Origin of the sequence: Massilia sp. LMS1-1-1.1, from assembly GCF_040815535.1 — a bacterium.
Lineage (GTDB): Bacteria > Pseudomonadota > Gammaproteobacteria > Burkholderiales > Burkholderiaceae_D > Janthinobacterium > Janthinobacterium aestuarii.
Window position 1 is genome coordinate 1 of the sequence record NZ_JBFPNG010000022.1, and the last position, 329, is coordinate 329.

The 329-nt window shown below is 52.9% G+C and carries 1 rRNA gene; it reads right to left on the bottom strand.

Features of this window, described 5'->3' with window-relative positions:
- A 23S ribosomal RNA gene (locus MRBLMS1_RS14985) occupies positions 1–329 on the bottom strand; the annotation flags it as partial.

The following is a 329-nucleotide window of genomic DNA, read 5'->3' on the forward strand; positions in this document are numbered from 1 at the left end:
CTCTCAAGCGCCTTAGAATACTCATCTCGCCCACCTGTGTCGGTTTGCGGTACGGTCTCGTATGACTGAAGCTTAGAGGCTTTTCTTGGAACCACTTCCGATTGCTTCGTGCACAAGTGCACTCGTCTCAACCCCTTGAATTGCGCACCCGGATTTGCCTAAGTGCCTTCTATGAGTCAAAAACCAACTATTCCAACAGTTGGACAACCTTCCGCGATCCGTCCCCCCATCGCATCATACGACGGTGCAGGAATATTAACCTGCTTCCCATCAGCTACGCATCTCTGCCTCGCCTTAGGGGCCGACTCACCCTGCTCCGATGAACGTTG